This window comes from Kribbella sp. NPDC023972, from assembly GCF_040639075.1.
In the GTDB taxonomy this organism is placed as follows: domain Bacteria; phylum Actinomycetota; class Actinomycetes; order Propionibacteriales; family Kribbellaceae; genus Kribbella.
Genome location: NZ_JBEZZH010000001.1, coordinates 1,792,166 through 1,817,518, shown reverse-complemented (window position 1 = coordinate 1,817,518; position 25,353 = coordinate 1,792,166). Strand labels below are relative to the sequence as shown.

The 25,353-nt window shown below is 69.1% G+C and carries 24 protein-coding genes; 14 read left to right on the top strand and 10 right to left on the bottom strand.

Annotated features, from left to right (window positions below):
* Positions 1–49: 49 nt before the first annotated feature.
* Together secA and AB0F43_RS08645 are read left to right on the top strand one after the other, a co-directional pair.
* Positions 50–2,980 (top strand): preprotein translocase subunit SecA, encoded by a 2,931-nt coding sequence (gene secA / locus AB0F43_RS08650; RefSeq protein ID WP_360472597.1) that lies wholly within the window; start codon positions 50–52, stop codon positions 2,978–2,980.
* A gap of 93 nt (positions 2,981–3,073) precedes the next feature.
* Positions 3,074–4,030, top strand: coding sequence for a nitronate monooxygenase (locus AB0F43_RS08645; protein ID WP_360472595.1), 957 nt, complete (start codon positions 3,074–3,076; stop codon positions 4,028–4,030).
* A gap of 46 nt (positions 4,031–4,076) precedes the next feature.
* Here AB0F43_RS08645 and AB0F43_RS08640 read toward each other — a convergent pair whose 3' ends face one another.
* The 7 genes from AB0F43_RS08640 to AB0F43_RS08610 all read right to left on the bottom strand — a co-directional run bounded on the left by AB0F43_RS08640 (position 4,077) and on the right by AB0F43_RS08610 (position 9,957).
* Complete coding sequence (locus AB0F43_RS08640; protein ID WP_360472592.1) at positions 4,077–5,129, bottom strand: aminoglycoside phosphotransferase; 1,053 nt, start codon at positions 5,127–5,129, stop codon at positions 4,077–4,079.
* A 27-nt stretch (positions 5,130–5,156) separates the two neighbouring features.
* A complete protein-coding gene (locus tag AB0F43_RS08635) occupies positions 5,157–5,591 on the bottom strand; it encodes a MarR family transcriptional regulator (protein ID WP_360472589.1) in 435 nt (144 codons plus the stop codon).
* Positions 5,588–5,827 carry a hypothetical protein gene (locus AB0F43_RS08630; RefSeq protein ID WP_360472586.1) on the bottom strand — a complete coding sequence of 80 codons (240 nt, stop codon included), beginning with the start codon at positions 5,825–5,827 and terminating at the stop codon, positions 5,588–5,590. The genes AB0F43_RS08635 and AB0F43_RS08630 overlap by 4 nt, the downstream gene beginning before the upstream one ends.
* A 74-nt stretch (positions 5,828–5,901) precedes the next feature.
* Positions 5,902–6,606, bottom strand: coding sequence for a helix-turn-helix domain-containing protein (locus tag AB0F43_RS08625; protein WP_360472583.1), 705 nt, complete (start codon positions 6,604–6,606; stop codon positions 5,902–5,904).
* Between the two features lie 1,069 nt (positions 6,607–7,675).
* Positions 7,676–8,038 (bottom strand): YciI family protein, encoded by a 363-nt coding sequence (locus AB0F43_RS08620; protein WP_360472580.1) that lies wholly within the window; start codon positions 8,036–8,038, stop codon positions 7,676–7,678.
* Between the two features lie 682 nt (positions 8,039–8,720).
* Complete coding sequence (locus tag AB0F43_RS08615; protein ID WP_360473068.1) at positions 8,721–9,095, bottom strand: Rv3235 family protein; 375 nt, start codon at positions 9,093–9,095, stop codon at positions 8,721–8,723.
* A 625-nt stretch (positions 9,096–9,720) separates the two neighbouring features.
* Positions 9,721–9,957, bottom strand: a complete 237-nt coding sequence (locus AB0F43_RS08610; RefSeq protein ID WP_360472577.1) for a LysM peptidoglycan-binding domain-containing protein — start codon at positions 9,955–9,957, stop codon at positions 9,721–9,723.
* A gap of 1,165 nt (positions 9,958–11,122) precedes the next feature.
* Between AB0F43_RS08610 and AB0F43_RS08605 the strand changes: the two genes are divergently transcribed.
* Positions 11,123–11,668 carry a hypothetical protein gene (locus AB0F43_RS08605; RefSeq protein ID WP_360472574.1) on the top strand — a complete coding sequence of 182 codons (546 nt, stop codon included), beginning with the start codon at positions 11,123–11,125 and terminating at the stop codon, positions 11,666–11,668.
* Between the two features lie 136 nt (positions 11,669–11,804).
* Here AB0F43_RS08605 and AB0F43_RS08600 read toward each other — a convergent pair whose 3' ends face one another.
* Positions 11,805–12,053, bottom strand: a complete 249-nt coding sequence (locus tag AB0F43_RS08600; RefSeq protein WP_360472571.1) for a helix-turn-helix domain-containing protein — start codon at positions 12,051–12,053, stop codon at positions 11,805–11,807.
* A gap of 168 nt (positions 12,054–12,221) precedes the next feature.
* Between AB0F43_RS08600 and AB0F43_RS08595 the strand changes: the two genes are divergently transcribed.
* The 5 genes from AB0F43_RS08595 (at position 12,222) to AB0F43_RS08575 (ending at position 17,284) form a co-directional block, all read left to right on the top strand.
* Entirely contained in the window at positions 12,222–12,884 is a 663-nt protein-coding gene (locus AB0F43_RS08595; protein ID WP_360472569.1) for an SAF domain-containing protein, read from the top strand.
* Positions 12,884–14,146 carry a hypothetical protein gene (locus tag AB0F43_RS08590; RefSeq protein WP_360472567.1) on the top strand — a complete coding sequence of 421 codons (1,263 nt, stop codon included), beginning with the start codon at positions 12,884–12,886 and terminating at the stop codon, positions 14,144–14,146. The genes AB0F43_RS08595 and AB0F43_RS08590 overlap by 1 nt, the downstream gene beginning before the upstream one ends.
* Positions 14,147–14,516: 370 nt before the next feature.
* Positions 14,517–15,305: a DUF4097 family beta strand repeat-containing protein gene (locus AB0F43_RS08585; protein ID WP_360472564.1), complete on the top strand. Its 789-nt coding sequence runs from the start codon at positions 14,517–14,519 to the stop codon at positions 15,303–15,305.
* Positions 15,306–15,380: 75 nt separating this feature from the next.
* Complete coding sequence (locus AB0F43_RS08580) at positions 15,381–16,052, top strand: HAD family phosphatase (RefSeq protein ID WP_360472561.1); 672 nt, start codon at positions 15,381–15,383, stop codon at positions 16,050–16,052.
* Between the two features lie 44 nt (positions 16,053–16,096).
* Entirely contained in the window at positions 16,097–17,284 is a 1,188-nt protein-coding gene (locus AB0F43_RS08575) for a glycosyltransferase 87 family protein (protein WP_360472558.1), read from the top strand.
* 14 nt (positions 17,285–17,298) lie between these two features.
* Here AB0F43_RS08575 and AB0F43_RS08570 read toward each other — a convergent pair whose 3' ends face one another.
* Complete coding sequence (locus tag AB0F43_RS08570) at positions 17,299–18,630, bottom strand: hypothetical protein (RefSeq protein ID WP_360472555.1); 1,332 nt, start codon at positions 18,628–18,630, stop codon at positions 17,299–17,301.
* A complete protein-coding gene (locus tag AB0F43_RS08565) occupies positions 18,627–19,136 on the bottom strand; it encodes a cupredoxin domain-containing protein (RefSeq protein ID WP_360472552.1) in 510 nt (169 codons plus the stop codon). Before AB0F43_RS08565 ends, AB0F43_RS08570 begins: the two co-directional genes overlap by 4 nt.
* Positions 19,137–19,308: 172 nt before the next feature.
* On the opposite strand from AB0F43_RS08565, the gene AB0F43_RS08560 reads away from it, so the two are divergent.
* The 6 genes from AB0F43_RS08560 (at position 19,309) to pruA (ending at position 25,332) form a co-directional block, all read left to right on the top strand.
* Entirely contained in the window at positions 19,309–20,811 is a 1,503-nt protein-coding gene (locus tag AB0F43_RS08560; RefSeq protein WP_360472549.1) for a wax ester/triacylglycerol synthase family O-acyltransferase, read from the top strand.
* The gene (locus tag AB0F43_RS08555; RefSeq protein WP_360472547.1) at positions 20,808–21,323 is read left to right on the top strand and encodes a hypothetical protein; all 516 of its coding nucleotides are present in this window, start codon (positions 20,808–20,810) and stop codon (positions 21,321–21,323) included. Before AB0F43_RS08560 ends, AB0F43_RS08555 begins: the two co-directional genes overlap by 4 nt.
* A 33-nt stretch (positions 21,324–21,356) precedes the next feature.
* A complete protein-coding gene (locus tag AB0F43_RS08550; RefSeq protein WP_360472544.1) occupies positions 21,357–22,292 on the top strand; it encodes a Ku protein in 936 nt (311 codons plus the stop codon).
* Between the two features lie 58 nt (positions 22,293–22,350).
* Positions 22,351–22,860, top strand: coding sequence for a VOC family protein (locus AB0F43_RS08545; protein WP_360472541.1), 510 nt, complete (start codon positions 22,351–22,353; stop codon positions 22,858–22,860).
* Positions 22,861–22,969: 109 nt separating this feature from the next.
* On the top strand, positions 22,970–23,557 hold the full coding sequence (locus tag AB0F43_RS08540) for a helix-turn-helix domain-containing protein (protein WP_360472538.1): 588 nt from the start codon (positions 22,970–22,972) through the stop codon (positions 23,555–23,557).
* Positions 23,558–23,703: 146 nt separating this feature from the next.
* The gene (pruA, locus tag AB0F43_RS08535) at positions 23,704–25,332 is read left to right on the top strand and encodes an L-glutamate gamma-semialdehyde dehydrogenase (RefSeq protein ID WP_360472535.1); all 1,629 of its coding nucleotides are present in this window, start codon (positions 23,704–23,706) and stop codon (positions 25,330–25,332) included.
* The last annotated feature ends 21 nt before the right edge of the window (positions 25,333–25,353 follow it).

Here is a 25,353-nt window from a genome sequence, read left to right as displayed (position 1 = left end):
CGGCATCGGCCGCAACCAGGCTTCAGCAGCAAGGAGAGAACTCCCCACCATGAAGGTGATCGACAAGGTCCTGCGGATCGGCGAGGGCAAGATCCTGCGCCAGCTCCAGGGCATCGCGAAGATGGTCAACTCGATCGAGGACGACTTCGTCGGCATGTCCGACGAGGAGTTGCGCGGTCAGACCGCGGAGTTCAAGCAGCGGCACGAGAACGGGGAGTCGCTCGACTCGCTGCTGCCGGAGGCGTTCGCGGTGGTCCGGGAGGCGGCCAAGCGGACCCTGCACCAGCGCCACTACGACGTCCAGATCATGGGCGGCGCGGCGCTGCACCTGGGCAACATCGCCGAGATGAAGACCGGTGAGGGCAAGACCCTGGTCGGCACGCTGCCGACGTACCTGAACGCGCTGTCCGGCAAGGGCGTGCACGTGGTCACGGTGAACGACTACCTGGCCAAGTTCCAGGCTGAGTGGATGGGCCGGGTCTACCACTTCCTCGGCCTCGACTACGGCGTGATCCTGCCGGAGATGTCGCCGGCCGAGCGCCGGATCGCGTACGCCAAGGACATCACCTACGGCACCAACAACGAGTTCGGCTTCGACTACCTGCGCGACAACATGGCGCAGAGCATCGAGGACTGCGTCCAGCGCGACCACAACTACGCGATCGTGGACGAGGTGGACTCGATCCTGGTGGACGAGGCCCGGACCCCGCTGATCATCTCCGGCCCGGCCGAGGACTCCCAGCGCTGGTACGTCGAGATGGCCAAGATCGCGGCGACGCTGAAGCCCCGGATCGCCGACGACAAGGTCCCGGAGGAGCAGCGTCCGGTGGCCGACTACGAGGTGGACGAGAAGAAGCGCACGGTCGCCATCCTCGAGCGCGGCATCGAGAAGGTCGAGGACCGGCTCGGCATCGACAACCTGTACGAGTCGGCGAACACCCCGCTGATCAGCTACCTGAACAACGCGCTCAAGGCCAAGGACCTGTTCCGCAAGGACAAGGACTACGTGGTCGTGAACAACGAGGTCCTGATCGTCGACGAGCACACCGGCCGGACGCTGCACGGCCGCCGTTACAACGAGGGGCTCCACCAGGCGATCGAGGCCAAGGAAGGCGTCGAGATCAAGGAGGAGTACCAGACGCTGGCGACCATCACGCTGCAGAACTACTTCCGCCTCTACGACAAGCTGGCCGGTATGACCGGTACGGCGATGACGGAGGCCGCCGAGTTCCAGAAGATCTACGGCCTGGGCGTCGTGCCGATCCCGACCAACAAGCCGATGATCCGGACCGACGAGCGGGACCTGATCTTCCGCACCGAGGACGCCAAGTTCGACGCGGTGGTCAAGGACATCGTCGAGGTGCACGCCACCGGCCAGCCGATCCTGGTCGGCACCACCAGCGTGGAGAAGTCGGAGCGGCTGTCCGCCCAGCTGCGCAAGGAGAACATCCCGCACGAGGTGCTGAACGCGAAGCAGCACGCGCGGGAGGCGGCGATCGTCGCCGAGGCCGGCCGCAAGGGCGCGGTCACGGTGGCCACCAACATGGCCGGCCGTGGTACCGACATCATCCTCGGCGGGAACCCGGAGTTCCTGGCCGACAAGGACCTGCGCGCCCGCGGTCTCGACCCGGCCGAATCGCCGGAGGAGTACGAGGCGGAGTACCCGTCGGTCCTGGAGCAGTTCGAGAAGCAGGTGAAGGACGAGCAGGAGGAGGTCCGCGAGGTGGGCGGCCTGTACGTGCTCGGCACCGAGCGGCACGAGTCCCGCCGGATCGACAACCAGCTGCGCGGCCGGTCCGGCCGTCAGGGCGACCCGGGCAAGTCCCGGTTCTACCTGTCGCTGGAGGACGACCTGATGCGGCTGTTCAAGCGCGAGATGGTCGACTGGGCGATGTCGCGCAACAACGACGACAGCCAGCCGCTGGAGAACAAGGTCGTCACCAAGGCGATCGCGTCGGCGCAGTCCCAGGTCGAGGCGCAGAACTTCGAGACCCGGAAGAACATCCTCAAGTACGACGACGTGATGAACCGGCAGCGGCATGTCGTGTACGACGAGCGCCGCCGGGTGCTCGAGGGCGCCAACCTGCGCGAGCAGGTGAGCGACATGCTCGAGGAGACCGTCACCGGCTACGTGCAGGGCGCGACCGCGGAGGGATTCGCCGAGGACTGGGACCTGGACGCGCTGTTCACCGCGATGAGGACGCTGTACTCGACCGAGCTGACCGAGGAGCAGCTGATCGAGGAGGCCGGTGGTGACAAGTCCGGGCTGACCCAGGACTTCCTGGTCGAGGCGTTCATCGCCGACGCCAAGGCGGCGTACGAGCGGCGCGAGGCGACGCTCGGCGAGGACGCGATGCGCGAGCTGGAGCGCCGGGTGGTGCTCAGCGTGCTGGACCGCAAGTGGCGCGAGCACCTGTACGAGATGGACTACCTGCGCGAGGGCATCGGCCTGCGCGCGATGGCGCAGCGCGACCCGCTGGTCGAGTACCAGCGCGAGGGCTACGACATGTTCGCCGCGATGATGGAGTCGATCAAGGAGGAGTCTGTCGCCTTCATCTTCAACGTCGAGGTCGACGTGGAGGCGATGCGGGCCGAGATGGAGCTCGCGGACGACGCCGAGCAGGCCGGCGCCGAGAGCCTCGAAGGCCGCCGGATCGAGGACATCCTCACCCCGGGCGCGCCGGTGGCGGAGTTCCCGGGCCGGGTGCAGGACGAGGAGCGGCCGCAGGACACGACGCGCCCGCGCGACACCCCGCGGCTGCGCGCCAAGGGCCTGACCGGCGACAGCCGCCCGCAGCGCCTGTCGTACTCGGCGCCGACGATCGACGGTGACGAGGAGGTCTCGGTCCGCCAGGAGGGCGCCGACGAGGGCGGCCTGCAGTACGCCGGGACGCCGCGCAACGTCGCGTGCCCGTGCGGATCGGGTAAGAAGTACAAGCGTTGCCACGGCGACCCGCAGTCGGACGTCTACAAGTACTGAGTCACCGCGCAACGGCCGGCCCTTCCCGGGGCCGGCCGTTGCGTGTGTCTGACGCCATGGCGGTCGACCGACCAGGTGTGGTGCCCTGGACTCATGTGGCTGACGGAGAAGTTCGGGGTGTCCGTTCCGCTGGTCGGTGCACCGATGGCGAACGTGAGTGGCGGCAAGCTGACGGCGGCGATCTCGGTGGCGGGCGGGCTGGGAATGCTCGGCGCCGGGTCGGGTGTCAGTGCTGACTGGATCCGGACCGAGGGCGCGATCGCCGCGGCGAGCGGGAAGCCGTACGGCGTCGGCCTGATGGCGTGGTCGGTCAAGGACCGTCCCGAGCACCTCGACGCGGTCCTGGAGCTCAAGCCGGCCCTCGTGTCGCTCAGCTTCGGCGACTACACGCCGTACGTCGGGATGCTGCAGAAGGAAGGCATCGTCGTCGCGATGCAGGCCGGGACGGTGGCCGATGCGCGGGAGGCGATCGAGGTCGGCGTCGACGTGATCGTGGCGCGCGGGGCCGAGGCCGGCGGCCACGGTCGGAACGCGGTCGCCACGCTCCCACTCCTGCAGGCGATCCTCGACCTGACCGACCTCCCCGTTCTCGCGGCCGGCGGTATCTCCGGTCCGCGCGGGCTGGCCGCCGTACTCGCCGCGGGAGCCGCCGGTGGCTGGATCGGTACGGCGTTCCTCACCTGCCACGAGGCGCTGACGCCCGAGCCGGTGCGGGAGCGAGTGATCGAGGCCGTCGAGACCGACACCGTGTACGGCACCGTCTTCGACGCGGCCTCGCGCGCCGGCTGGCCGGACGAGTTCGGCGGTCGCGCACTCCGGAACCCGTACTTCGACACGTGGGAAGGCCGCGAGGAGGAACTCAAGGCCGACGACACCGGCCACGCCGACTACGTGGCCGGAGTCCGCGCCGCCGACCCGGCCCGCACCTCCATCTACGCGGGCCAAGGCGTCGGCGCCCTGACTACTCAAACAAGCGCCGCCGCGGTCGTCGGCTCGTTCGCAGCCTACCGCACCTATCTGCAGGCCGCCCTCAACGACGGTGCCAAGTAATTGCTAGGAGCAACCAGCTCTCAGGTTCTGTATCAACCCGGCGGCTTCACGATCGTGCTGTGATCGCCTGCGCGCACCAGTCCGCCACGAAGGCGAGTGCTTGACCGCGTTGGGAGAAGAGGTGCTGGCTGTCCGCTTGCTGGTGGTAGGCGTTGTGCGAGGTGTCCGAGGCGCGGGCGAGCAGGCCGGGGAGGAGCCAGGCGTACTTGACGCCGGACGCCATCACGGCGAGGCGCACCTGGTCGGGGTCGCCTCGCCAGCCGGCCTCGCGCAGGCCGTCGAGGTAGTTGTCGATGCAGGTCTCGGCGAGCTCGGGCAGCCGCTCGGCCGGCCAGAAGAGGTCGAACACCGCATCCGGGATGTGGTTGCCGATGTCCTCACCGAGCGCTCCGTCGCCGGTGAACGCCCAGTCGAGCAGCGCGAGCTCGCCGGTCGGACGCCGGACGACGTTGGACACCCAGAGGTCGAGATGACACCGAGCCCGCGGCAGACTCGCCACCAGGTCGAGCAGTTGGTTGCGATGGGCAAGCAGTTGGATCCAGGCCGCCCGCAACCCGGCCGGCCACGTCTCCGCCACCAGCGGTTGCCGCCAGGCCGCATCGTCGTCGACCAGCTCCCATGGCACGTCCCGGGTCGTCGAGTAGTCGCGCAGGAACCCGACCGACGTCCACGGCCGATCGCCGGCCGGCCGCGCCTGCCAGCGCCCACACGCTCGCGCGAACGTCGCGTGCTCCGCCAGCGAGAACTCGGTCCCGTGGGTGCCGTCGATGTCCTCCATCAGCAGTACGGCGCCGTCCACTGACTCATCGACCTCCGCCTCCGGCAGCACCAGTCCCGCCTCGGCGAGCTGCTTGCGAAGTTCGTCGTCCCGATAGACCTCGACCTCACGGCGCCAGTAGTTCCAGTGCCGCGGGTCCTCGGAGGCGGCCCACGGGGATGATTGTGCTGCCGGAGTGCCGCTCGTAGTCGCCGGCTTCCGGAGCCGCTTCCGGATCAGCGTGCGGCCGTCGGCGTACGTCACCCGCTCGACTGTCGCGGTCACCGCGTTGAGCGGGTTGTGCCGCAGGGGCGCCGTACCGATCTCGCCTGGGTGGCTCACAACCAGCAATGGTGACACGATCCGGCTTCAGTCCGCTTCCAGATTCCTGATCAGCCGCGCGGTCAGATCCAGGTACTGCGCGACTTCCGCGTCGGTGAGCCCGGCCGTTGCCGACGTGTTGAGCGAACGGGCGGCGGCGACGAGGTCAGGTTCGATCGCCCGGGCCTGATCGGTCAGATACACGCGCATCCGGCGCTTGTCGTCCGGGTCGGGAACGCAGCGCACCAGACCGTCGCGTTGCATGCGTTGCAGCGTGTTCGCCATCGTCGCCTGCTCGATCCGGACCCGGTCACACAACTCGCGCTGCGTCAGCCCGTCCTCCTCGTACAACGCGAGCAACTGCGCGAACTGCCCCGGCACCACGCCGTACGGCGCGATCCGCGCGGCCAGCGCATGCGCGAGCAACCGCGCCAGCTGGTTGACCTGGTATCCCAGGGACTCCTGCCGAAACGCCTGACTCACGCCTGACTTCTCACCTTCCGCATCCACCGCCGAATCTTCCCCCACTGCCACATCACAACTCCTGACGCCACCAGCACGGGCAGTACAACCCATCGCACCGCCGTCTCGAGCACCGGGGCGCCCGGCGCGTACACATAGGCAACCAGCAGCAACCCACCCACCAGGTGAGCCAGCCGTTGCCGATCTCGAACCCGCTTCCCGCCGCCGGTCCGTCGCTCCGCGATCGCAGTCATCATCCGCACCTCATTCCCATAGCTTGCTATGAGTTTTACATAGCAAGCTATGAGATGCAAGGCGCTTTCAGGGCTGATCAGCTGAGCAGGATGCGCGGTGGTACGCCGGTGAGGGCTTTGACATCCCGGGTGAGGTGGGCTTGGTCGGCGTACCCGGTGAGTGCCGCGACGTCGGCAAGGGCGAGACCGGTGCGCGCATGGTCGAGCGCGACGTTCATCCGCAACACGCGGTCGAGCATCTTCGGCCCATAGCCGAACGCATACAGGCACCTCCGGTGCAGTTGGCGCTCACTCAGCCCGACACTGCCCGCCAGCGACAGTACGCCGGCGCCACCCCGAAGGACGCCACTCCGCACAGCCCGCAACACCTGCGTGATCAACCGATCAGGCGGCTCCTCGACCAAGCTCCCCACTGCCTGCTCCAGCGCGATCGCCGGCACCGGCGCCGACCGCACCCGATCGACCAGCCGCCGACTCCGCGCAGGCGACCACAGATCGGCCAGCGGCACCCGCTCATTCAGCAACTCCCGCGCCGGCACACCGAGAAACCCCGGCGCCGTCCCTGGCGCAAACCGGATCCCCGCATACCGAGTCCCGGCCTCAGCCGACCCGATCCACGCCCGGCTGTCCGGCCCCGCGATGACCAGCTCGTCATCCATCAGCAGCAGATCCATGCAGCCGTCGGGCAGAACCCGATACTCCCCGCCCTCAGCCGTCCGCGTCCAAACCACAGCCCCCGGCACCCGCGCCGGCCGCTCACGATACGGCTCGAACCCACTCACCCCTCCAGTCTCCAACCCCTCACCGACATTTCCACCCCACGCGTTTCCCCCCGTCCTCACCCGCGCAGCCGGCGCCCACCCCTACCGGTCCATTCGTACGCTCGTCACGGCCTCCGCCCAGCAGCACCACCCGCGCGTCACAGCCGCACGGACAGCTTTTGCCACCGCCACACCACACGCGCCCACACCCTTCCCCACCCAGCACCATCAGCCGCGTCCGGGCCCTCGCCCGCCTGTGCACCACCGCCCGGGTACGAAGCTTCCGCCCGTACGCCGCCTACTCCGTCGCCACCTGCAACACCATCCCCGGCCCCGCGCCTCGCGGCACCCACCTCGGGCGGGGATCCAACACTCACCTCCACCACCTGTCGGCCACTTACCGCCGGACCGGCAGTGCTTGCCTTAGGCATCGTTTCGGCACTGTGCCGCGCCTCCGGGTGTGCGGTCCTCGCCTGCGTCGACCCGCGCCTGCTGGGTGCCGCCGCGCGCTCACCGACCGCGCCCAGTTCCTCAGCCGCCCGTTGAGCGATCGTCTGACCGCGCGAACGCCGTACATCCGTCAGCCACGGCGACACAGGACTCAACTGATGGAGAACCGGCTGATCCGGCGCCACCCCCTATGGACGCCGGCCAGCGGGGTGTCATTGAAGTGGCGATTGAGCGCGCAAAGTTCACCGCGCCGCTGATCGTGTTGTCAGATATTCGTTCCCCCGAACGACGACCACCGATCCCTCGACCGGTCCCAGCACGCTACGCCGCCCCTGCCGCAACCACATGACAACAACCCCACGATCCCGTTGCGCTACTCAAGCCACCGCGGCGCCGAACCGCAAGGAGCCCTGCGACAAGGCGCGCAGGGAACGTGATCGGCAAGCAGGTGACCCCCAGCCGGCCGAATTCTGGGAGGTTTCTGCCCGGATCCAGAAGGAAACCCTCCCCTGACCTTGCGGAAACCCTCCCAGGACCACTGGGTGTCGAGGGTTAGATGAGGCGGACCGCCCGGGGAACGTGATGGGACCTCGAGACAGTGGAGGGACTGCGAGGTGCGTGGTGGGGGGACCGTGAGGAGTCACTCTTCGTCGGCGGCTGCTTCGGCGATCGACCTGGGGGCGCGCACCTTGGTGAACTGGATATTGCCGGCGGGCATCATCCACGTCATAACCTGCACCGCCAACCGCCCAGCCCGTACGGCCGGATCGGCTTCGGCATACTTCCGCGCGGTCTCCGCATCCACTGACCAGATGGAGAATCCACGGAAGCGCTCATCATCCTGCTCAGTCAACGGCCCACGAGCCAGCACCAACCCGCGATCCTGCAGCTCCGCTCCATGCGCCAAATGCCGATCCTGAAGCTCCGCCGCCTCTTCCTCCGACATCACCGGCGCATCAGCCCGCAACGTCAACAAAATCACGGTGTACCGGTCAAATCGCATACCCCGAAACCTACTCGCCCCACCCCGCCCCATCACCAGCTCAACCCCGGTTTCGTGCACTACCCAACGAAGGCGCGCTTGCACGAGTTCGGCGTACGGAAGACCGCCGTCCAGCCCAAGCTATGCGCTTCGACGCCGCGCTCCCTCGACAACCCCAGCCCCGGAAACCATCCCCTCGAGCACCGTAGGACGGCAGTGCCACGGGGAATCCGGCCAGCACTGCGACCGCGACCCCTGCCGGCATTTGCCACGGGGATTGGGCCAGCACCTGCCGTGTGGAACCAGCCGGCACTTGCCATGTGGAACGGGACCGGCGCTTGCCATGTGGAACCGGCCAGCGCTTGCCATGTGGAACGGGCCCGGCGCTTGCCATGTGGAGCCGGGCCGGCAGTTGCCTTGGGAATCGCACCGGCACTGCCATCGGCGCCGGACCGGAGACATTCGTCCGCTGCGAGTTCCCCCGGGCCGCCGCGGGCGCACCCGCTCGATCCTGACCTCTAGCTTGGATCGTGCGGACCGCCGTCCTTCGCCATGTAGACGTCGTCCAGCGGGGCATCTCCGCGATCCGCGGGCACCGCAGGCGCCGCCTTTCGACGACCTCCAGTTCGAGAGGGCGCGCGGCGGCGGGTGCGTGGCCGCTGGGTGCGCGGCGGGTGGGCACCTGGCGGGGGAGCCGGTGGCATCAGCCGATCTCCAGGGCGGTGCAGACCCAGCGGTTGCGGCGGATCTCCATGCGGAAGGCGATGGCGCGCGAGCGTTCGCCGTGGCGGACGTGCGCTGCCACCTCTGCGATTTCCTTGGCCGGCGTGCAGACGCGGACCGACCGGACGGAGCTGCGTTCGTTGGCGCCGCGTGCGGTGGCGGTGGTGGTCAGGCCGAGCATCCGTACCCGCCGGTTGAGGTCGGCGAACACCGCCTCATCCGTGAACCTCACCAGCTGCGAAATCGGCCGATCACCTGCCAGCACCTCGGAAACCGCCTGCGCCAACCGTCCACCCCAGGCCCGAGGATCCGGCACCCGAGGGCCCACCGCCCGAACCCCGCCCGGTGCATCCATCGCCGCCGATGCCCCGTCGGCCGCCGTACCCTCCGCAACCGCCGGCACCGCAGCCAGCGTCGGCCCAGAACCAACCCCCGCCCCGCCAACGGAACCTTGAGTGGTCCCGAGCGACGAAACCGAGACCTCACCCGAGCCAGCCGCAGACGGAACCGCAGTCTCAACCACTTCAGACTCAGAGACCTCAGACAGTCCGCCGACATCAGGGGCCGTGTTGAGGGGGCCGTGTGCCTGCCGGGGATCCCCGGTATCGGCGACGGAGCCGAGGTCGGCGGAGAGCTTTTCGCGCTCGCCGGACGCAGACGGGACCGCGACCTGATGCTCGCTCGGGTTGAGTGTCGAGGCGGTGTCTGGTGTTGCTGGGGGACGAGAGATGCCTAGGTGAGTGAGGGCTCGGTGGCGGAGGGGGAGGGACTCCGGAGGCATGGTGCCCGCGTGGTGGACGGTCGCCGGGATCTTGGAGGCGTCGACTGGGCGGAGGCGGGGTGTTGCCACCTCGGTCGGGTCGGGCAGGGTGGTTGCGGTTTTGGGCATGTTCGGGTCCTCGGAGGGTGGTGGGACCGGGGTCAGGGTGCGGAGCGGCGTCGGGTGTTGGCGCGGAACCGCGGGCAGGTTCTGGGTCATGTCACTTCTCCTGGTGGGTGGGCGGCACGGGATTGCCGGTCGCGGGTGCCGGGATGCGCAGCACCTGGCCGGGAAGGATGAGGTCGGGGTCGGGCCCGATCAGCTGGCGGTTGGCGGCGTACCAGGCCGGCCAGCGGGCGGCGACGTCCTCGGGGGTGGCGTTCGGGCCGAGCTCGGTTGCGGCGATGCTCCAGAGGGTGTCGCCGGGCTTCACGACGACACGTGCAGGCAGTCGCACCGGCTGACCTGACCGCAGGTCCGTGTACCGGGTAGCAGCTCCCGCGGTCGGCCGATCCGGCACGCCAACCCGCACCCGCGCCCCACCCGGCCGCTCATCCCGCGTCCCGGCGTCGGTCGGCATATTCGGCGATGCGGTGTCGGCCTTGGCCGGGGTGCCGGGTGTCGGCCGCTCGGTTGGGTGTGCCGATTGGCTGGTGCGAATGTCTGAAGAGGCCGGAGGAGCGGTGCGAGGCGGCGAGGTCGTCCTCTGAGGCTCCGCCGGTACGACGCCCTGCGGGTGAGTCCCCCGAGCAACTGTGTTGTGCGGGGGAGTGTCCCGGCGTACGGCGTCCTGAGGGCGGCCAGCGTGGGTGGCCTCGGTCGGCATGGGACCGGTGAGGCGGACGGACGACGGTGGCTCGGTGGTGCGCCAGTTCGCGGCGCCCGGCGGATGGGGCATGCCGCTGGTGGAGCCTGGCGTACGGGAGGGAGTCGTGCGGCCGGTGCGGCCTGGTGCGCCGGCCGAATCTGAGCTGCGGGTGCGGCCTGGCGTACCGGAGGAACTCCAGTTGTCCGTCGTGCCAGGGGCGGTGGAGAGGCCGACCTTGGCGTGGGGGTGTGTGGGGCTCGTTAGGACCGTGGAGCGGGGTTCGGTTTGGGGCCAGGGGCGGGTAATGGGGGCGTCGGGTGGGGTGGCGTGGGCTGTAGCGACTGTCAGGGGACTGACGGCGGCTAGGCCTAGGGCGGAGCGGAGCAGGGTGCGGGAGGTTCGCGAGGTGATGCGGCCGGCAATGGCGGAGGCGGCCGCGCCCATTGCGCCGGGGATTTGTTCCAGGACGGTCGCCAGTACGGCGAGGGCGAGCCAGCCATAGGCCATCCACGCGACCGTCCCGACCGCGAGTACGGCGAGAGAGTCGAGGTCGTGACTGCTTGCCGCACCGATCGAACCGGCTGTCATCCAGCGCAATCCCAGGCCGAGGCCGCCCACCGCCACCACCGCGAGGAGACCCTTTAGTCCCCGGATCATCGCGTTCACCCCGCTTAGTCTCGGATCTATGAGTTTGCTTTAGTTTGCTTTGGCTTGACCACTATAGACCGGTACTGAGCCCAGTTCGCAAGTGCAAATGTCACGCAGCGTCGGCTTGCCGCACGGAAGGTGAGCAGGATCGGGTAGGTTCGCGGGCATGCGGTGGGATGCGTTGTTCGCGGATCTGGAGTCGCAGTTCGACGCGCTCCAGGAAGCGGATCTGTACGGCGAAGTGGCGGACCGGATCCGGGCCGAGGTCGGCAAGATCACTGTGCTCGACCGGCTTCGCGGGGCCGTCGACACCGTCGTACGCGTGGAACTCACCCACGCCGAACCCGTCCAGGGGCAGCTCACCCGGGTCGGGAAGGACTGTCTGCTGATCGAGGCCGAGCGTTATGAGGAGTGGCTGATCCCGGTCCACGCGCTGGTCGCCGTCCACCGACTCGGGCCGTGGGCCGAGCCGGCTGTCGGGGCGTTGGCGGGGAAGCTGGGGCTGGCGCACCTGCTACGCGGCATCGCGCGGGACCGTTCGCCGGTGACGCTGTTCTGCGGCGGGGTGCCGGTCACCGGAACGATCGATCGGGTCGGCGCGGACTTCCTGGAACTCGCGGAACATCCGCTGGACGCGCCGCGGCGGCGCACCGAGGTCTACAACGTGCGCCTGGTGCCGACCCAGGCGCTGTGCGCCCTACGGCGCCGCTGACGAATCTGAGCAGTCAGCCGGCCAACAGCCGAGCCGAGCCAACAGCCGAGCCGAGCCACCAGCTGAGCCGAGCCACCAGCCGAGCCGAGCAGTCACCCGGGCCGAATAACCGGCCCACCTGAGCCGGAGGCATCGCTTAGTTGTGGACGTCTTCCGCCTGCTCGGCCTCCTCGCCGAACGGATGGGCGTCGATGAACTCCCGGGTCTCGGTGTAGAGACGCTCGATGTACTTCTCCAACTCGGTGGCCTCCACCCGCCACTGACCGCGCCCGCCGATCTTGACCGCGGGGATGTCGCCGCGCCGGACCAGGGCATACACCTGGTTCGCGGAGATGTTGAGCACCTCGGCGACGTCGGCGAGCTGGAGGAACCGCGGAGTCGGCATCCGGTCTGCTCCTTCATGTAGTGGCTGGTTACTTCAGTTTGCCATGGTTGGCACCCGGACGATCCCGTTTGTCCCCAGGCTGACAGCCTGTGGATATCCGTTCACGCGGAGGAGCCTGGACACGGCAGAATGTCGGCTTCGAGCGATCGATTGACTGGGGAGTTCGACGTGGTCGACACAGCAGTGCGCGGTACCGGGTTCGGGGCTCCGTCCGTCCCGGCCCAGCGCAACCGGCGGGCCCGGTGGAAGGACGGGCGGCTCGTGCTCGGCGTACTGCTCGTCGCCGTCACCGCGCTGGCCGGCGCCAAGTTGCTCTCGGCCGCCGACGACACCACCACGATCTGGGCGGCCAAACACGACCTGCCGGCCGGGACGACGCTGACCGGCGACAACCTGACCACCGCGCGGGTGCGCTTCACCAACAGCCAGGATGCGGAGAAGTACGTCGCTGCCGACGCGGAGCTGAAGGGTCTGGTCGTCACCCGGGCCGTCGACGCGGGTGAGTTCGTGCCCCGGGACGCGGCCGTCACGGAGTCGGACAACGACCGCACCGAGTTGCCGCTGTCGGTCGCCATCGGACGTCTGCCGTCGGACACCGCGGCTGGGGACGACGTCGACATCTGGGTGGTGCCGAAGGATGCCGACCAGCCGGCGACGTTGTTGTGGGCAAACGTCCGGGTGCTCCAGGCCGACGCGGTGAAAGGTGTCGCGGGTGGTTCGGCTCGAAGACAGGTCCTGGTCGGGCTGGCACCCAAAGACCTGACACGGCTCCGGGCCGCGTTGTCCGCGATGAGCACAGGCGAGCCGGTGCTCTTGAGGCGAGGCAGCTGATGTCGATACCAGTCCTGCTCGCGGTGACCGGGGCTCCGTGGGAGGCCGACGTCGTACGGCGAGCGGAGCGCGCGCCGGGAATCCGGGTGGTACGGCGCTGTGTCGACATCGCCGATGTGATGGGCGCGGCCGCGAGCGGGCAGGCACGGGCGGTCCTGCTCGCGGACGATCTGCCGAGGCTGACGTCCGATGCGGTCGCCGCGCTGCACGCTCGCGGGATCACTGTCGTCGCGCTGGTCGACCCGTCCGAGAGTGGCGAACCCTTCGGCACCGAGGACAGGCTCAGCCGGATGGGGATCGAGCGGATCCTCCCGGCCGACGTCAGCCCGGAGGACCTCGGCCGGGCCATCACCGACGCAGTCGATTCCGGTCCGCCCTTGTCGGTCTCGCACTTCGCCGGCGGGTTCGTACCCACGCCCGAGACGACCGGCCCACCGCAGCCGGTCTACAACCAGGGCAGCGGCCGGATGATCGCGGTCTGGGGGCCGACAGGTGCTCCAGGACGTACGACGGTCGCGGTCGGCCTGGCGTGTGAGCTCGCGGTGAGAGGTGTGCCGACGTTGCTGGCCGACGCCGATGTGTACGGCGGGACCGTAGCGCAGCAACTCGGCATGCTCGACGAGACGTCGGGGCTGGCGGCCGCGGCGCGGTCGGCGGGGAGTGGGGCCCTCGACATGGCGATGCTCGCGAAGCACGCGCGACAGGTCGAGCCGCATCTGCTGGTCCTGACCGGGCTCAGCCGGGCGGACCGCTGGACGGAGCTGCGGCCGGCCGCGATCGAGTCGATCTGGTCGACGGCGCGGATGCTCGCGCCATGCACGGTGGTGGATGTCGGGTTCTGCATCGAGACCGACGAGGAGATCTCGTTCGACTCGCTGGCGCCGCGGCGCAACGGTGCGACGCTGGCGACGCTCGAGGAAGCCGACGAGGTGATCGTCGTCGGCACGGCGGACCCGGTCGGCCTGACCCGGTTGATCCGCGCGCTCCACGAGCTGCGGGCGGTGGTGCCGTCGGCCAGCATGCGGGTGGTGGTGAACCGGATCCGTCCGGGTTCCCTCGGCAGCTCGCCGGCGGACGCGATCGCGGAGGCACTCGGGCGGTACGCCGGGGTCGACGCCGCTGCGCTGCTGCCGTTCGACCAGAACGCGGTCGACGCCGCCATGTCCCACGGCCGCAGCCTCGCCGAGTCCGCCAAGTCCAGCAAACTCCGCAAGTCGCTCCAGCAGTTCGCGGCCGCCATCGCCAAAGACCTCGGAACCTGACCCCTGTCCGGCCGACCGGAGCCCGCCGCGCGTCGAGCTGGCGTGCTGCGTGAGGTGCGGCCTCGGGGCAGGCGACTTTGTGCACCAGATTCGCGTTTTGGCGGCTCGTTGGTACACGAACGGTGCACAAAGTCAGCGGTCGATCGGGTACGTCGCGGTGGGGCAGGACGCGGTGAGTGGTGTTGCGCGGGCTGACGGACCGCGTTGTGGGTGGTGTTGCGCGGGCTGACGGACCGCGTTGTGGGTGGGGTGCGGGCGGGGTGGGCGGGGTCAGGGTCGGGTTGGTGGGGAATGGGGGGGAAAACCCCACCGACACGGGCCTGGGGATGTGCCAGGGTGGGCTCGTAGTCTCCGCATCCCAGGGGGAAGCATGTCTGAGGTTCAGGGCCGGCCGGCGAGCACAATGAGCACGGAGCGGCGGTACGGCATCGCCATCTCCGTCGCGCTCATCCTCGGCGGGGTGTACTGGGCGCTGACCGGGCTGACCGAGGACACCAAGATCAGTCAGGCCAGCTACCCGGTGGAAGGTCAGGCGCTGACGATCGACGCCAGCTCGGCGGATGTCGAAGTACGGTCCGGGGATGGGTCCGAGGTCAAGGTGGAGCGGCAGTTCGAGCGCAATCTGTTCGGCTCGGACCCGAAGGAGAAGTACGAGGACGGGAAGCTGGAGTTGCGGGACGCCGGCTGCGGGTTCCTCTCGTTCGGGTGCGACACGAACTACATCCTCACGGTGCCGAAGGACGTGAAGGTGACGCTCGAGAGCAGCAGTGGGGACCTGAAGGTGACCGGGCTGCCGGCCGGCGCGGACCTGAAGTCGAGCTCCGGCAGCATCGAGGTCCACAGCGTCGGCGGGGCGTTGCAGATGGAGTCCAGCTCGGGTGACCTCGAGGCGCAGGGGCTGACCGCGACGACGGTGAGCACGCAGAGCAGTTCGGGGAAGATCGACCTCGACTTCACCATCGCGCCGCAGATCGTGGAGGCCGAGGCGAGCTCGGGTGACGTGACGATCCGGATCCCGTCGGGGACCGAGACGTACAAGGTCGACACTGACACGTCCTCCGGCGACGAGGCCGCCACCGTCCGCAGCGACCCGGCCGCCACCCGCACCATCAACGCCAAGACCTCTTCAGGCGATGTCACGGTCGAGTACAACCGCTGACGAGTGGTGTGTACGGCGAGTAACTGCCAGGACCGTGAGGGTTAACGCGTCAGTGGCCTGAGTAGGCTTGCGCGCATGTCGTTGGAGTCGGATGTGCCGCGCGGGTTGCTGGTGGACTGGGGCGGTGTGCTCACCTCCGGGCTGGAGGATGCGCTGCGGCGGTGGGCCGAGCTGGACGGGTTCGACTTCGACTCCTACGTGCAGGCCGTGATGGCGTGGCTGCCGGCCGGGACGCCCGCCGACGCGGTGGCGGAAGCCGAGCTGAACCCGGTCCACGCCCTCGAGCGCGGCCAGCTCGCCGTACCCGACTTCGAGCGGAAGCTGGCCTCGATCCTGGTCCGCCACGACGGTACGCCGGTGCCCGCCGAGGGCCTGATCGAGCGGATGTTCGCGCACTTCGAGCACCAGCCGGCGATGAGCTCGCTGATCCGCCGGGCACGGGGGTACGGGATCCGGACCGCGTTGCTGTCGAACTCCTGGGGCAACACGTATCCGCGGGACACCTGGGACGGCATGTTCGACGACATCGTCATCTCCGGCGAGGTCGGGCTGCGCAAACCGGAGCCGGAGATCTTCCTGCTGGCCGCCCGCCGGCTGGACCTGAAGCCCGAGGACTGTGTGTTCATCGATGATTTCGAGCTGAACGTCGAGGGCGCGAGAGCGCTCGGCATGACCGGCATCCTGCACACCTCGTACGACGAGACCCGGCGCGCGCTGGAAACCCTGTTCGGAGTAGACCTGACGTGACCGTGACGACCGCCTCTTCCTCCTCCTCTGCTTCCCGCCCCGTCGTGCCCCGCCGGCTCCTCCTCGGGATCGTCGCCTGCGCCGCGCTGGTCGCGCTCGGCGCCTGGGCCTACGGCTTGTTCGGCGGCATGATCGACCTGCGCGTCTACCGGATGGGCGGCTCGGTGCTGCTCGACGGCGGTTCGCTGTACGACGCCAAGCTGCCGGGATCCGGGTTGCCGTTCACCTACCCGCCGTTCGCCGCGATCGCGATGGTGCCGCTGGCCGCCGTGCCGTGGGGTGTCGCGCTGGTCGTCTGGACCACCATCTCGGTGCTGTGCATCGCGGCGCTGTGGCGGACGAGCCTGCCCAAGACTGCCTGGTCGTTCTTCACCCAGCGCAAGCGCACCGCCGTACTGGTCGCCCTCACCGTGCTGTCACTGCTGCTCGAGCCGGTCTGGCAGACGATCCAGTTCGGCCAGATCAACCTGTTGCTGACGGCAATGATCCTGCTGGACCTGGTCCGGCCGCAGAACGCGCGGCTGCGTGGGTTCTGGCTCGGTGTGACGATCGGCGTCAAGTTGACCCCACTGCCTCTTCTGGCGCTGCTCGTGGTGACCAAGCAGTGGCGGGCGCTGCGCAACGCCGTGCTGGGGTTGCTGGCGACCATGGCGGTCGGGTTCGCGGTGGTGCCGAACCAGTCCTGGCGGTACTGGACCGAGGTGATCCTCGACGCGAACCGGGTCGGCGGGCTCGCCTACACGGGCAACCAGTCGTTCAACGGCTTCCTGCACCGGCTGGGTGACGAGGCGAGCTGGGTGCAGCCGACGTGGTTCGTGCTCTCGGCCGTGTTCGGCCTGCTGGTGCTGTGGATGGCCCGACGGTACTGGCTGGCGGAGGAGCGGGTCACCGCGATCTCCGTGATGGCGCTGGCCGTGCTGTACGCGTCACCGGTGACCTGGAGCCACCACTGGGTGTGGATCATCCCGCTCGGCGTGAGCCTGATCCGCGCGGTCAACCGCGTGTGGGGGCTCAACCCGGCGGTGGCGACGGGCGTGCTCTGGTACGGCCTGTTCGTACTGCGCTCGATCTGGTGGGTGCCGTTCCGCGACGACCGCGAGCTGGACTGGACCTTCTGGCAGTCCATCCCCGGCAACTCCCACCTGATCCTCGGCATGATCGCCTTCATCGTCCTGGCGATCACCAGCCGGAGCCTGCCTAAGCCAGCGCCCGCAACGGCCGCTCAAGCCTGACAGCCAGGTGTACATCACGAAGAGAACAGTAGGAGCAGGCCACCTGTGGTGTAGCCGACCATGACGACCAGCAGCGGCAGCTGACCGGCCAGCGCCTTGTGCCGCGGGAAGAGCGCGACCGCACGGTCATGAGCCGAGATGACGCCCAGCAGGTGACCGCAGACCACGGCCAGCACCTGGATCACCGAGATCGTCCCGCTGTAGTTGGTGATGTCGGTGTTCACCGCGAGCAGGCCGGTGCCGAACACGTTGGCCCCGTTGCTGAGCGGATCACTCAGGTAGATGAGTGTGCGCTGCCCTTCGAGGATCAGCAGCGTCAGGTAGTGCGCGACGACGTACCCAAGGGCAATAGGTACGACGGAGTGCGCGAACAGACCGGGCAGCGCGCGACGCGAACTGTGCGACAGCCGCCCGGCTAGCAGCGTCGCACCTGAGTACGTCAGCAACACGAACAGGATGAACACGATCAGCGCGCCCGTGCCGAGCAGGGTCATCGAGTAGTCGGTGTTCTGGGCCCAGCCGATCCACGCCGACGAGTTCGAGAATCCGTCGTACGCCGTGGAGCCGAGCAGCGCGGCCACCATGCCGACGAGACCGGGCTGTGGCTTCAGGCCGTCGAGGTTCTCCAGCGGCCGGCGGACCACCAGCGCACCGTCGGCACGTCGGCCCCACGGCGACAGCCGGGCCATCAGGGTCGCGTAGACCTCGAACGGGTCGGCGGCGGAGAACCAGCGGTCGCCGAACAGGATCGCGCCGAAGAGCATGATCACCACGTACAGCGCGATCCACGCCTGCAGGACCGGGATCGTGGCCCGGTCCGGGGCGACCAGTTCGAGCCAGGTGAAGGCGAAGATGCCGAGCGCCGCGGGCCAGAGGCCAAGCCAGGAAGGCAGCTCCAGCAGGCCCTTCGACGAGGGCTGGCGGAGCGCCTTGCACAGCAGCAGGTGGAGGGTCCGCAGCGGGTTCAGCGTCCGCCAGACCGGGCCGAGCAGGATCGAGATCGGTACCAGCCCGACCCAGACCAGGATGTAGATGAAGCCGAAGATCGGATTGGTCAGCCGGTCCACGCCGAACAGCAGCGAGACCATCGCGTAGAGAAAGGTCGCCAGACCGGCCAGCCGGACCACCCAGCGGAACCAGCCCGCGTCGACCGTCCGGGTGATTGCGTACGGCAACGGCTTCCCGGAGCTGTTGCCGCGGTACTTCGGGTTCCGCCAGGCCAGGCCGAGGACGACGAAGGACAACGCGATCGCGACCGCGGCACCACCGACGGCCAGCCCGAACGGGATCGGCAGATCCTGACGACCACCGATCCCATGCAGCGGGAGCAGGAGTGACACCCTCACGAGACGGCGAGCTTGGCGACCAGTTTGCCGCTCTCGTGGGTCTCGATCTCGAAGGTGCCCTTCATGTTCGCGGTGAACTTGACCGAGGTGGGCTTGCCCGGTGTCAGCGCGAGCTCCTTGTCGTAGCCGTGGATGTGCAGCTCGTCCGGCGCGTCGCTGACCGCGGTGACCAGCACGGTCTGGCCGGCCTTCACCTTGATGGTCGTGCCGCTCGGATTGACCTTGCCATTGGCAACGGTGACGTTGATGGTCACGTCGGCCTGCTCACCGGACGGGTCGGCGGTGTTCGACGGGCTGCCGGCGTTCGGCTTGCCCGGCGTCTGCGTCAGCGTCGGCAGGTCGGTCGGGGTGGAAGTGGGGGTGCCCGTGGGCAGGACCGGGGTCAACGACGGGGTGCCGCTCGGACTCGCGCCGCTGTCGGATTCGTTCCCGCAGCCGGCCAGGACGAGCACGGCGAGCGCGGGGAGAACAGCGGCGGCGGTACCGCGAGTGAGCGTCGAACGCATCGGTCGGAGGGCCTTTCAAGGGGTCGATGAACTTCTCGGGGCGTGGGACACACCCTCTTGCCTGACGAACACCGATACCGCAGTGTTCCCGTTGAGCCAGTGTCGCAGCCCACTGTCGGCGCGGGCCGCTAGGGTGACGAGACAAGCTGATCGACTGAGAGGAAGGTGCCCGATGCCGGACCGGCTGACGTCGCTGGATCTCACCTTCCTCAAGGCCGAGTCGCCGGCCACCCCGATGCACGTCGGGACGGTCGACATCTTCGAGCCGCCGGTGCATGGTGACGACGGGTTCGACTACGAGAGCCTGGTCGCCCTGATCCGGGACCGGATCGCCTTCGTGCCCCGGTACCGGCAGCGGGTCCAGCAGGTGCCCGGCCGGTTCGCCGGCCCGGTCTGGGTGGACGACGAAGAGTTCGACATCACCTTCCACGTACGGCGCTCAGCGCTGCCCCGGCCGGGGACGCACGCGCAGCTGCTGGAGCTGGTCGCCCGGATCATGTCCCGCCGGCTCGACCGGGCCCGGCCGCTGTGGGAGATGTACCTGGTCGAGGGCCTGCAGGGCGACCGGTTCGCGATCATCGCCAAGTCCCATCAGGCCCTTGTCGACGGCAACAGCACGGTCGACATCGGCCAGGTCGTGCTGGACTCGACCGCGCACCCCCGGGAGACCCCGACCGACACGTGGCAGCCGGCTCACCCGCCGTCCGCGCTGGAGCTGCTCGCCGGCGTGTTCGCGGACGCCACCCGCCACCCGACCGCCGTACTCGAGCTGGCCCGGGCCGAGATGGCCAGCCTGACCGGGTCCACCTCGGTCCGCGAGGTGCTCGGCGACGTGGTCGGCTCGCTGGTCGCGCAGCGGCACGTGCAGGAGAGCTCACTGCACGTCAAGACCTCCGGCCAGCGCCGGTTCACCACCGTGCAGACCGACCTGGAGGACTACCGGACCGTCCGGGCGATGCACGGCGGCACCGTGAACGACGTGATCCTGGCCGTGGTCGCCGGGGCGTTCCGGGCCTGGATGATGACGCGCGGTGAGGGTATCGGCCCGACCCGGAGCGTGCGGGCGGTGGTCCCGATGAGCATCCGTGACGACGAGGAGGAGGAGCCGACCTCGCTCGGGTCGCGGGTGATCGCCTCGACCGTGAACCTGCCGGTCGGCGAGAACTCCCCGGTGATGCGGCTGCACCAGATCTCGTACCAGACCAAGGTGCACAAGGACACCGGCCGCGCGGTCAGCGCCCGCTCGCTGGTCGGTATCGCCGGGTTCGCGCCGACCACGCTGCACGCGCTCGCCGCGCGGGTCGCGACCGCCACGGTCCGGCCGATCGACGACGTGGTGATCACCAACGTGCCCGGACCGCAGTTCCCGCTGTACGCCGCCGGTGCGCCGATGCTGGCGTCTTACCCGGTGGTCCCGCTGATGCCGGGACAGGGGTTGTCCGTCGGCGTCACGTCGTACGACGGGAAGGTGTCCTTCGGGCTGAACGCGGACCGGACCGCGATGCCCGATCTGGCCGTGTTCGCCCAGTGTGTGACGGATGCGCTGGACGAGTTGCTCGAGACCACCCGAGGCAGCCGGAACCGGGCTTCCCGGGGCCGGAAGAAACCCCGCGGCCAGACTGGGGCGGAAGGGCGGGGACGGACAAGTGGCACGACCAAGAAGGCGGGCTCATGAGGATCTACCTCCCATCCACGCTGCGGCTGCTCGACGACGCCTGCCACGCCGGCGAGTTCGGCCCGCCGCCGCTGACGGCGTACGCGGTCACCCCGGCGCTGCGGGAGTGGTACGCCGAGGGCGACGACGAGGAGCTCGAGTACGCCGCGATGGCGCAGGCGGCACGGGCCTCGGTGGGACTGCTCGCGGCCGATCCGGGTACCGCACGGAGACGGGTGGTCGTCGCCTGCGAGGTGAGCGCGATCCCGCCGGCCGACGGCACGGTCGAGCTGGGTGACGCCCGGCTGGAGCTGCACGTGGTGGTGCCGTGGGCGACGGTGGCCGCCGTCCACATGGACGCGGCGGAGGCCGCGGCCGTGGTCGGGAAGGCCGCCGACCTGTGGGACGCGGCCCAGAATGGTGACGACGACGCGGTCTTCGCCCTCGATTCGTGCGAGGGTGAAGACCTGATGTGGTACGCGACACAGGAGATTCCCGATCTGCTGGCGGCGGAGGGGCCGACGGCGGGCTGAACGGCTCGAGCTGACCAAGGGGAGTTGGTGGCGATGCAGGCGATCTGGAAGGGTGCCATCTCGTTCGGGATGGTGACGATCCCGATCAAGGTGTTCTCGGCGACCGAGGAGAAGGACATCTCCTTCCGCCAGGTGCACGTCGCCGACGGCGGCCGGATCCGGTACAAGCGGGTCTGCTCCGAGTGCGGCGAGGAGGTGCCGTACTCCGACATCGGCAAGGGCTACGAGATGGCCGACGGCCGGATGATCGTGCTGGAGCCGGAGGACTTCGCCGACCTGCCGCTGTCCAGCAAGAAGGTCATCGACGTGCTCGAGTTCGTGCCCGCGGACCAGGTCGACCCGCTGTACCTGGGGAAGTCCTACTACCTGCAGGCCGACGGCGGGCCCGGCGCCAAGCCGTACGTGCTGCTGCGGGACGCCCTCGACGGCTCCGAGCTGTACGCGCTGGTGAAGGTCGCGCTGCGGTCGCGGGAGAGCCTCGGGCTGCTCCGGACGTTCGACGACATCCTCGTGCTGCAGGTGATGCTGTGGCCGGACGAGGTCCGCGACTCCTCGTTCGCGGCGCCGTCGGAGGACGTGGAGATCCGGTCGCAGGAGAAGGCGATGGCGGCGTCCTACATCGACACGCTGCGTGGTGAGTTCGACCCGGATCAGTACCACGACGAGTACCGGCACGCGCTGGAGCAGGTGGTCGAGGCGAAGGCGGGCGGCGTGCCACTGCCGGAGACCGAGGAGGAGGAGCCGGAGGGCGCCGAGGTGGTCGACCTGGTCGCCGCGCTGCGCGCTTCGGTCGAAGCCGCCAAGGCTCGCCGGGCCGGTGGCGGTGATGGTGAGGCTGCCGCGCCCGCGAAGAAGGCCGCGGCGAAGAAGGCCGAAGCCGCCAAGAAGGCGCCGGCCAAGAAGGCCGCGGCTGCGAAGAAGACCACGGCGAAGAAGGCCGCCAAGAAGACGGCGAAGAAGTCGGCATGATCGGGCCGACGAGCGGGCTCTCGGCCCGGCCGGAGCCGGGTGTCGGCGAGGTCGTCGCATGAGCGACCAGACGCCGGCCGGGGTGCCGGAGCCACCGGGTCCACCGCCGACTCCTCCGCCGACGCAGACCGAGATCCCCAAGGATGCCTCGGAGATCCGGCCGGATCCGACCGCGGCGCCGGTCCGGCCCGGTGCCTTCATGCTCGAGCTGATCCCGGTGCCGGTGTCGGACATCGACCGGGCGAAGCGGTTCTACTCCGAGCAGTGCGGGTTCCACGTCGACGTGGACGTCTCACCGGCGGACGGCGTACGCGTCGTCCAGCTGACGCCACCAGGCTCGTACTGCTCGATCAGCCTGCTCCAAGGCCTGCCGATGGCGGACATGGAGCCCGGCTCGCTGCGCGCTCTGCATCTGGTCGTCAAGGACATCGAGGCCGCGCGCCAGGAGTTGATCGGCCGCGGCGTCGACGTCGGCGAGACCGAGGATCTCGGCGGCGTCTACTACGCCTGGTTCACAGACCCCGACGGCAACACCTGGACCCTCCAACACATGCCCTGGCGCGCCTAGCACCCACCGTCCGCACGCGACGGCCAGGCTCCCGCTCCGGTCGTCAAGATGCATGGTCCTCCTAAGTGGGGAAATCCCCGGTTAAACGAGAAGGGTAGCCTAACCAGGGATGTCCCCACTTAAGCCATTGCGCGCCGATGCCCAGCGGAACCGCGACCAACTGGTCGAGGCCGCGCGGGAGGTGTTTGCCGAGCTCGGTACGGCGGCGCCGCTGGATGAGGTGGCCCGGCGGGCGCGGATCGGCAACGCGACGTTGTACCGGCACTTTCCGACCCGGGACGACTTGCTCGTCGCTGTGTACGCCGAAGAGGTGCAGGCGCTGTGCGCGGCCGGTCTGGACGCGGCTGGGCTGGACACGGTGGACCGGGCCCGGGCCTACCTGGTGGGCGATGCCGATGCCCTCGTCGACCGGCTGTTCGAGTGGCTGGCCGCTTTCGTGCGGCACGTCGCCGAGAAGGGCGACCTCGCTCGCAGCCTGGAGCCTTCGGTACGGCGGTCGGAGTTGCATGAGGAGTGGCACGCGGCGATGGTGGAGACGGCCGGTCGCCTGGTCGATCGGGCGCGGAACGCGGGTGGGTTACAGGCTGACGTCGACCCGGTCGACCTGCTCGTCCTGGCGGCCGGGATGGCCACAGCAGACCCGGCTCGAGTGAAACGAATGCTCCGAATATTGCGGCGTGGCGTGGTCGCTTCCTGACCGGACCAGTCGGCCTCGTGGTCAGGTCTGTGGTCAGGTTCGTTTCCGGTGGTCAGTCATGGCATGCTCGTATCACCAGCGAGTCGCGCCGCCCACCCGTACCGGCGTACCAGCACGATCCACACCCGATCGAGGAGCACCGCACGATGGATGCCGTCACCGCCGTACCCACTCCCGCCAACGAACCCGTCAAGGGATACGCGCCCGGATCGTCCGAGCGGGCGAGCCTGGAGGCGAAGCTCAAGGAGTTCACCGCGGCAGGTGCGATCGACCTGACCTGCACCATCGGCGGTGAGCAGCGGCTCGGCGGGGGCGCGCCGATCGAGGTGGTCCAGCCGCACAAGCACGCGCACGTGCTCGGCACCCTCGGCAACGCGACCGAGGCCGACGGCAGGGCTGCCGTGGACGCGGCGCTGGCCGCGGCGCCGGCCTGGCGTTCGCTGTCCTTCGACGACCGCGCGGCGATCTTCCTGAAGGCGGCCGACCTGCTCGCCGGCCCGTGGCGCGACACCCTGAACGCGGCGACCATGCTCGGTCAGTCGAAGACGGTGCAGCAGGCCGAGATCGACGCCGCCTGTGAGCTGATCGACTTCCTCCGGTTCAACGTGGCGTTCGCGCGGCAGATCGTCAGCGACCAGCCGATCTCGTCCCCGGGTATCTGGAACCGGGTCGACTACCGGCCGCTGGAAGGGTTCGTCTACGCGATCACGCCGTTCAACTTCACCGCGATCGCCGGAAACCTGCCGACCGCGCCGGCGCTGATGGGCAACACGGTGGTCTGGAAGCCGTCGCCGACACAGCAGTTCGCGGCGCACTGGACGATGCGGCTGTTCGAGGCCGCGGGCCTGCCGGCCGGCGTGATCAACCTGGTCACCGGCGACGGCATCGACGTGAGCAAGGCCGCGCTGACGCACCCCGACCTGGCCGGGATCCACTTCACCGGATCCACCAAGACGTTCCAGTCGCTGTGGGCAGAAGTCGGCGCGAACATCGCGTCGTACAAGACCTACCCACGGCTCGTCGGCGAGACCGGCGGCAAGGACTTCATCCTGGCCCACCCGTCCGCCGATCCGGCCGTGCTGAAGACGGCGATGGTGCGCGGCGCGTTCGAGTACCAGGGGCAGAAGTGCTCCGCCGCGAGTCGTGCGTACGTCGCCCGTTCGGTGTGGGAGCGGGTGCGCGACGATCTGATCGCCGAGACCGAGTCGCTCACCATGGGCGACGTCACCGACCTGTCGAACTTCATCGGCGCGGTCATCGACGACCGCGCGTTCGCCAAGCACAAGGCAGCACTGGACCGGGCCCGGCAGACCGACGCGACCGATGTCGTTGCCGGTGGCACCTATGACGACAGCGAGGGGTACTTCGTCCGGCCGACGCTGGTGGTCTCCGACGACCCGACCGACGAGGTCTTCACCACCGAGTACTTCGGCCCGATCCTCGGGGTGCACGTGTACGACGACGCCGACTACGACACCGTGCTCCGCCAGATGGAGAGCGCGGCGCCGTACGGCCTGACCGGTGCGGTCATCGCGCAGGACCGGCAGGCGATCGCGGCGGCTGCCGACTACCTGCGCTTCGCGGCCGGCAACTTCTACGTCAACGACAAGCCGACCGGTGCCGTCGTGGGCCAGCAGCCGTTCGGTGGTTCGCGGGCGTCGGGGACGAACGACAAGGCCGGCTCGATGTGGAACCTGATCCGCTGGGCCAGCCCTCGCTCGATGAAGGAGACGTTCGCCCCGCCGACGGACTACCGGTACCCGCACCAGGGTTGATCAGGGTTTACCCGGGAATTG

Bases quoted from the DNA above. Each gene is read 5' to 3' on its own strand.
- AB0F43_RS08585 (WP_360472564.1), top strand. From the start codon at position 14,517: ATGTCTGAGGTTCAGGGCCGGCCGGCGAGCACAATGAGCACGGAGCGG.
- AB0F43_RS08590 (WP_360472567.1), top strand. From the start codon at position 12,884: ATGTCGATACCAGTCCTGCTCGCGGTGACCGGGGCTCCGTGGGAGGCC.
- AB0F43_RS08630 (WP_360472586.1), bottom strand. From the start codon at position 5,827: ATGATGACTGCGATCGCGGAGCGACGGACCGGCGGCGGGAAGCGGGTT.
- AB0F43_RS08620 (WP_360472580.1), bottom strand. From the start codon at position 8,038: ATGCGATTTGACCGGTACACCGTGATTTTGTTGACGTTGCGGGCTGAT.
- AB0F43_RS08565 (WP_360472552.1), bottom strand. From the start codon at position 19,136: ATGCGTTCGACGCTCACTCGCGGTACCGCCGCCGCTGTTCTCCCCGCG.
- AB0F43_RS08560 (WP_360472549.1), top strand. From the start codon at position 19,309: ATGCCGGACCGGCTGACGTCGCTGGATCTCACCTTCCTCAAGGCCGAG.
- AB0F43_RS08580 (WP_360472561.1), top strand. From the start codon at position 15,381: ATGTCGTTGGAGTCGGATGTGCCGCGCGGGTTGCTGGTGGACTGGGGC.
- AB0F43_RS08615 (WP_360473068.1), bottom strand. From the start codon at position 9,095: ATGGATGCACCGGGCGGGGTTCGGGCGGTGGGCCCTCGGGTGCCGGAT.
- AB0F43_RS08645 (WP_360472595.1), top strand. From the start codon at position 3,074: ATGTGGCTGACGGAGAAGTTCGGGGTGTCCGTTCCGCTGGTCGGTGCA.
- AB0F43_RS08555 (WP_360472547.1), top strand. From the start codon at position 20,808: ATGAGGATCTACCTCCCATCCACGCTGCGGCTGCTCGACGACGCCTGC.
- AB0F43_RS08550 (WP_360472544.1), top strand. From the start codon at position 21,357: ATGCAGGCGATCTGGAAGGGTGCCATCTCGTTCGGGATGGTGACGATC.
- AB0F43_RS08540 (WP_360472538.1), top strand. From the start codon at position 22,970: ATGTCCCCACTTAAGCCATTGCGCGCCGATGCCCAGCGGAACCGCGAC.
- pruA (WP_360472535.1), top strand. From the start codon at position 23,704: ATGGATGCCGTCACCGCCGTACCCACTCCCGCCAACGAACCCGTCAAG.
- secA (WP_360472597.1), top strand. From the start codon at position 50: ATGAAGGTGATCGACAAGGTCCTGCGGATCGGCGAGGGCAAGATCCTG.
- AB0F43_RS08600 (WP_360472571.1), bottom strand. From the start codon at position 12,053: ATGCCGACTCCGCGGTTCCTCCAGCTCGCCGACGTCGCCGAGGTGCTC.
- AB0F43_RS08545 (WP_360472541.1), top strand. From the start codon at position 22,351: ATGAGCGACCAGACGCCGGCCGGGGTGCCGGAGCCACCGGGTCCACCG.
- AB0F43_RS08605 (WP_360472574.1), top strand. From the start codon at position 11,123: ATGCGGTGGGATGCGTTGTTCGCGGATCTGGAGTCGCAGTTCGACGCG.